This is a genomic window from Pseudomonas sp. DF5 (assembly GCF_058148225.1).
In genome coordinates this window covers 220391-227473 of record NZ_JBYVYM010000005.1, presented here as the reverse complement: position 1 = coordinate 227473, position 7083 = coordinate 220391, and the positions used below count along the sequence as shown (strand labels likewise).

At 59.7% G+C, this 7083-nt stretch carries 4 protein-coding genes; 1 reads left to right on the top strand and 3 read right to left on the bottom strand.

All coding sequences use genetic code 11. The annotated features are described in order from the left end of the window. A partial coding sequence (locus AC30D7_RS07350) for a calcium-binding protein (RefSeq protein ID WP_490133586.1) occupies positions 1-401 on the top strand: 401 nt, incomplete at its 5' end. A gap of 115 nt (positions 402-516) precedes the next feature. Here the strand turns inward: AC30D7_RS07350 and AC30D7_RS07345 are convergent. The 3 genes from AC30D7_RS07345 to AC30D7_RS07335 form a co-directional block, all read right to left on the bottom strand. Next, on the bottom strand, positions 517-3255 hold the full coding sequence (locus AC30D7_RS07345; RefSeq protein ID WP_490133585.1) for a winged helix-turn-helix domain-containing protein: 2739 nt from the start codon (positions 3253-3255) through the stop codon (positions 517-519). A 230-nt stretch (positions 3256-3485) separates the two neighbouring features. Then, the gene (locus AC30D7_RS07340; RefSeq protein ID WP_490133584.1) at positions 3486-4850 is read right to left on the bottom strand and encodes a DUF1329 domain-containing protein; all 1365 of its coding nucleotides are present in this window, start codon (positions 4848-4850) and stop codon (positions 3486-3488) included. Positions 4851-4878: 28 nt separating this feature from the next. Further along, positions 4879-6768, bottom strand: coding sequence for a DUF1302 domain-containing protein (locus AC30D7_RS07335; protein WP_490133583.1), 1890 nt, complete (start codon positions 6766-6768; stop codon positions 4879-4881). Between the last annotated feature and the right edge of the window lie 315 nt (positions 6769-7083).

Here is a 7083-nt window from a genome sequence, read left to right as displayed (position 1 = left end):
TGTTAACCGGAAATGACGGTAATAACCTGATCAATGGTGGAGCCGGCAACGACACCTTGATTGGCGGATTGGGCACCGACACACTCACAGGTGGCACAGGTGGCGACGTATTTATGTTCAATGCCTGGAACGAAACCGGGACTGGGAGCTCGCGCGACGTCATCACCGACTTCAACAGTCTGCAAGGTGACAAGATCGACCTGACGAAATTCGACGCCAATCTGCTGCTGGACGGCTTCAACGGCTTCAGCTTTATCGGTGCAAATGACTTCACAGGCGCAGGCCAAGTGCGTTTCGTCGACCACGTGCTCTCGGGCAACGTCAGCGGCAACGCCGGTGCAGACTTCGAGATTCAACTGGTGGGCGTCAACACCTTCAGTGCCAGCGATCTGGTGGCCTGACAGTTTTCATCGCAAACGCAAATTCCGGCCTGTCAGTCAGGCCGGAATGTACAAAAAAAAACGCCTCGACTTGTTCGGGGCGTTTTTGTTTGTACCGTGAAAGGCTCTTGAGCGATTAAACCAACACCCCCAATTCCTTCGCTCGCGCCACCGCCTGGGTCCTGCGCTCTACCCCAAGTTTGCTGTTGATATGGCTGGCATGGGTTTTAACGGTATGCAACGAAATGAATAACTGCTCACTGATTTCCTGATTCGAACACCCTTGGGCGATGAGCCGCAGAACCGCCAGTTCGCGCGTACTGAGTTGTTCCGCAGCAGCAGACGACTCCACCACCGAACGGGAAGCCATGGCCGGAAGTTTTTCCAAGAGGTTCTGCGCAACGGCCGTCGGCGCACAGAGTTGAAGTTGCCCGCGCAGCCAGTCCGGGTGCTCGACCAGCAATCGGTCAAACGGTTGCAGGACGCCTCCGGCGGCTGCTTCCAGAGCCTGGACCAAGGCCTTGCGGGCCTCGGGCTCGCGTCCGCCCGCCAACAACAGTGTGACTTTCTGATTCAGCGCCATCACGCTGAGCATCTGCCGGCCGCTGCGCTGACCGTGTTCATGCAGCGCATCCAGCCGCCCCTCCGCAAGCATGGGCTGGCCCTTCATCCTGTCCAGCACCGCCTGTTGCAGCTCAATGTGCAGCGGCAGTTGCGGATGGAACTCCGGGGGAGCCGCCGGGTGTTCGCCGTTGTAGGTCTGGCCCAAACGAGCGAGCCAGGCTTCAGCCAGATCGGTGCGACCCTGGGCCAGCCAGAGTTCGCATTTGACCTGGGTAATCATCGCCAGATAGTAGATCGGCGGGACATCCCAGATATGCATGAGACGCTCGGCCTCGGCAAGTTCGGCGAAGGCCTTCGCGAACTCGCCGCTGTTGCCCTCCAACCGGGCAATCACACAGTGACCGATCAAGACGCTGATGTCGCGACAGGCCCGTGCTTCGCTCAAACCCGCGAGTAAACGAACCCGCGCGGCCTGGGGCTGCAAGCGCAGCGCCAGCAAAAAACCCTCGTACAAGGTCAGGCGCGCACGCACCGCATAGAGCCGTTGCGGGGATAAACCTTGCAGGCGCTGCAACCCCTGTCGGACTTCGTCCAGCGAACGAAGAATCTCCCCGCGCGCCTGCAACACGCGGGCGCGGTCGTAATGGGCCAGCGCCTCGAACAGCGGATTACCGACCCTTTGTGCCAGCTCAAGGGACTCACGGTTCAACCCTCGCGCACGCCAAAGGTCGCTGTCGGCAATCGCCAGATTGGACAACGTCGAGAGGCACATCAGCCGCTGACCGTAGCGTTTGGCCGGCAGGCTTTCCAGCGCTTCTGTGCAATAGAGCAACGTCAGCTCGCGATCGCCTCGTCCCCGGGCAATGATCCCGCTCAGGGCCAGCCATTGCGCCAGCATGGATTTTTGCGCAGTGGCCGACGGCGCCGGCAGGAAGCGACTCAAGTGGCTGGCCAGCTCCTCGGCTGCATCCAACTGACAGGCCAGTCCCAACGCCCAGCTGTAGAGCACAATCAGCCGAGGCGTGCTGATCAACAGGCTGTCGGGCAAATCCATTTTCCAGCGCAGCAGCATGCCGACGTTCTGCTCGGCCAGCAGCTGTTCTTCAGAGAGGTTTTGCACCAGATTCGCCGCGACATCCAGGTGCCCGGCGCGCAACGCCTGCTCCACCGCCTCATCGAGCAACCCTTGGGCGTTGAACCAGCGGCAGGCGCGCAGGTGCAAACTGGCCGTCGGCACCATCGCCTGAGCGGTGGGCCGGCTGCGCAACAGGTCGGAAAACAGGTGGTGATAGCGGAACCAGTGACCGTGTTCGTCCAGCGGCACCAGAAACACCTGATGCGCCAGCAGGAAACGCAGGATCTCGGCGCTGTCATGGGCCTCGCGCACGGCGTCGCACAGCTCGCTGCAAAAACGCTCCTGAGGCGCGGTGTCGTACAGAAATGACTGTACCTCGGCGGGCAGGCAATCGATGACCTCTTCGAGCAGGTAATCGCGAATCAGCCCTTCTCCACCATACAGCGACTGGGGCAATGCCCCCTCGCTGCCCACCTCGGAGGCCGCCAGCAGCCAAAAGCGCAGCCCGGCCACCCAGCCTTCGCTGCGCTGGATCAAATTCTCCAGTGCCTCGCCACGCAATGAAATGCTGTGTCGTTCAAGCAGGCTCAAGGCTTCGTCGTGGGTCAACCGAAGATCCTGCTCATGCAACTCGAGTAGCTGCCGCGACAGTCGCAGGCGTGCCAGATGCCAGTCCGGACGCTGGCGGCTGGTGACCATGACCAGCAGGCCATCGGGCAAATGATTGAGGAAAAACTGCAAGCAACGATCAAGCACCGGGCCCTGGGCCAGATGATAGTCATCAAGTACCAACAGCAGCGGCGTGCTGGGTGAGAGGTGCACGGCCAGCTCATCGAGCAAACCGTCCAGCCATTCTTCGAAAGCGAATGGCTGGTGACGTTGGCGCATTTTCAGCAGCCCCAGTGCCTGGCTGCCCAGTTGTGGAAAGTAGTCCTGAAGACCTTCGAGCAGGCGCTCAAGAAAACGGCCGGGATCGCTGTCCCGTGGACTCAAGCCCAGCCACAGGCTTTGCCAGTGATCCGGCAGTCCCTGGCAAAACTCCACCGCCAATGAACTCTTGCCGAACCCTGCCGGCGCGCTGATCAGCAACAATCTGCCACCGAGGCCGGCACTCAGGCGCTCGCACAGACGCGGCCGCAGCACATGGCCAGCGGGCAGCGGAGGCCGAAAAAAGCGCCCGTCCAGTGCCGTGACGGCAACGCTTGCAGGGCCCGGAAGTGGGGACAGATCAGTCATGGCCGGCTCTTGTTTGAAATACTGATGGCGGCGTTACAGATGTCCGCAGCCTAGCGGTAAACGAAGAGCTATTGAAGGTTGTTGCTACAAATGGCTACAAAAAGACTACGAGCAAAAATGTCGGTAAACCGGACAGCCACACCGGACAACGATCTTTATGAACTGCAAAAAAAACGCCCCGAACCAGTCGGGGCGTTCTTTTCGAGGATGCGGCCTCGGTTTACAACGTATTAGCGAACGCCTTCCTGACGCAACGCGGCCGGAGTGAAGTCGGCGGTGCTGGCGGTGAAGCCGAAGTTATACGCCGATTTCTCTTCGTTCTTCATGCCCAGCGCCAGGTAGCGGCCCGACTGCAGGTCGTACAGGGTTTCGAGGGCGTACCACGGCACTTGCTTGTCGTAGTAGTTCTCGGCGTGAGCCTCGGCGACGCGCCACAGTTGGCCGCGACCGTCGTAGTGGTCGATCACCGCTGCCTGCCAGGTGTCTTCGTCGATGTAGAAGTCACGCTTGGCGTAGATGTGACGCTGACCTTCCTTCAGGGTCGCGACCACATGCCAGACCCGACGCAGCTCATAGCGAGCCAGATCCTGGTTGATGTGACCGGCCTTGATAACGTCGGTGTACTTCAGTTTCGGATCGTCGAGCTTGTAGCTGTCGGAGGCGATGTACATTTCTTTCTTGCCTTCGAGCTTCCAGTCGTAACGATCCGGTGCACCGTTGTACATGTCCAGGTTGTCGGAAGTACGCAGGCCGTCGGCAGCGGTACCCGGCCCGTCATAGGACACTTGCGGCGCACGACGCACTCGACGCTGACCGGCGTTGTAGACCCACGCCGAACGCGGCTCTTTTACCTGGTCGAGGGTTTCATGCACCAACAGCACACCACCCGCCAGACGTGCCGGGGCGGTCACTTTCTGCTTGAAGTAGAACAGGATGTTGCCCGGGTTTTTCGGGTCGTAATCCTTCATCTTGTCGCGGAACACGAACTGGTCTTCGAAGTACACCATGCTGAACGAGCCGTTCGCCTGCGGCGTGGCCTGGGTCACCAGACGGGTCACGCTGCCGCCACGATAGCGGGTGATGTGGTTCCAGATCACCTCAACGCCGCTTTTCGGAATCGGGAACGGGATCGCGGTTTCGAAGTTCTCCAGACCGTTGCCGCCGGACACCAGATTAGTGTTGGTAGCGTTCTTCTTGATGGCGGCAAACACATCATCCGGCACGGTGGCACCGCGATGGGACGGGTAGACCGGCATCTTGAAGGTATCCGGGTAGCGCTTGAACATCGCGTACTGGCCCGGCGCGAGCTTGTCCTTGTACTGATCGACGTTCTGCGCGGTGATGGTGAACAGCGGTTTTTCACTTGAGTACGGGTCAGACAGGAAACCCTTGCTGTCCACGGAGCCGGCGTTTTTCGGCATGGGTTTCCAGGCCGGGATCGAACCGTTGGCATTACCCGCCATCTCGGCGCCCATCGGGGTCAGGCTCTTGCCCAGCTTGTCCGCTTCGGCCGCCGGGACCGCCGCCATGACACCGGTCGCCAGCAGCGATAGCCCCAGAACACCAACGTGGAACAGACTCTTTGTTATTTTCATAAATGTGTTCGTCCTGAAAATACAGTGCTTAGAAGTTCACGCCGAAGCTGAGCGCAACGAAGTCGCGGTCATCTACAGTGGTGTACTTGCCGTCGAAGAAATTGGTGTACGCCAGGCTCGCGGTGTAGGTGTTCTGGTATTCGGCATCAAGCCCCAGGCTCACCGCTTTACGACCTTCCTCGAAGTTGCCGCCAGGGCCAGGCGAGTAACCGCTCACGTCGTGGGACCAGGCCACGTTCGGCTTGAGGTTCACACCGGCGAATACGTCGGGGTACTCCCAAATGGCCCGGGCGCGATAACCCCACGAAGTGGCCGTAGTGAAGCCGTCGTCGTTGCAATTGCGGCTGCGGTTATTGGTAGCGGCACCTGGGCCGGCACCGTTGATGGTGCTGGTATTAAGGATCGCCGAGCAGGTATCGAGACCACCGGTGGACGGCAATTCGCCAGGCCCGTAGACCGGATCGCGGCCGTAACGAACGTCGGAGCTGCTTTCCAGGCCGCCGACATGGGTCACGCCCACTTCGCCCACCAGGGTCAGACGGCTGGCGCCCATGACCTGATCGAAGAAGTGCGTCAGGGTGGTCTGGAACTGGGTGATTTCCTTGCGGCGGTAGCCGTGCAAGTCCTGACCCGGCACACCATTAAGCAGCGAAGCATTGGTCAGAGCGCCGCCCAATGGACGCACGCCGGCGAACAGAATGTCGGTGGAGTTGAGCTGCACCGGCGCGTTCGGACGGTAGCTGAGCTCACCGCTCCACGCCGTGCCGGTAGGCAAGGTAGTGGAGAAGCTCAAGCCGTAGAGGCGGATGTCTTCCGGGTACTCGACGAAGTAGTTCGAGTTACCCGCGACTACCAATGGCGCCAAAGCCCGAAGCGCCCCCGGCAAGGCCGCTGCCCGTGCATAGGCCGACGCTGGAGCACCCGTGGCGCTGAAGATCGGCGCACGGCTGTGATAGTTCATGAAGTAGGCACCGAACTCGGTATCCAGCGGCTCGAACATGTATTTGAGGGACGCGCCCCACTGTCCACTGTCCCGTGCATCGCGATCCGCGCCACGGCGCACCAGCACACCTTCTTCGTTGACGTCGACGCCCAGCCTGGTCAGTGTCGGCAGAGCGGCGGCCGGAATGGTCGAGCGCTTGTTCAGCACGCGCAGGTTGTTGTCGCAACCGTCGGCAATGATGTCGGGCTGGGAGAAAAAGGTGCCGCAGTTATCGACGACGGTCTGGTCCCATTCCAGTTGATAGAAGGCTTCGGCCGACAGGGTGTCGGTGAGGCTCTGGGACACGTAGAACATGTTGACCGGAATCAGACCTTCCTTGACCTCGGCACCTGGGCGACGGAACGCGGACACGTCGATCGGGTTGATCGAGTTGATGCCACCACCGATGAAAGTACTTTCACCCCAGCTCACAACCTGCTTGCCCAGGCGCACGGACCCCGGCTGATCGGCAATTGAGTAGTTGTGGTAGACGAAGGCGTCGAGGATCTCGCCGCCGGAGGATTTGGCGCCTTCCTTGCGGTTGCTGTCGCTGATGTCCTTGAACTCACGGCTTTCATCCTTGAGTTCGAAGTCGTACCAGTATTTGCCTCGGACGAAGACACCGGTGTCGCCGTATTTCAATTCAAGATCATGAATGCCCTTGAAGATCTTCGAGAAGGTTTCACCACTTTTGAAGTTGGCGTGACCGTCATCGGACGTCTGGGACAGGCCATGGCCCCCGTTATTGACACCGATGAGGTTTTTGTTGGGACTCTGAGTAGACCAACTGGCACCGATCGACAGGGATGAGTCGAATTGACCTTCGATTTCACCAACGTTGAAACTGACGCCGAATGCGGGCCCGGCGAGCGAAGAGGCAAGACTGACCGCCAGGGGCAGTTTCGCCCGGCGCCAGAACTGGTTTACTGATGTCATCGACGCTACTCCATGTGCATTATTGTTATGGCTGAGTACTTTTAAAAACGCTGTGGGTAACCGGAAGCCAGGCGGTCCGAAGTCACTCCAAAGTTGCATTGCCCCGTTATTGCGTGAGCTCCGTTCTTAAAAATCCTTGAGCGGACTATAGCCAGCAGGTAGTAGTGCTTGATCCCTCTAAAGTGTGATTTGCGCTGCCGGCCACTCTGGAACAGTCCTTTCGCCAGTCCGACACATGTCGGCACGGCAAGAATGGCTGAAAATTCGGATTTCACAAGCCAAGCGCTTGCTTGGTGGCTCTGGCGTGCCCTTTCG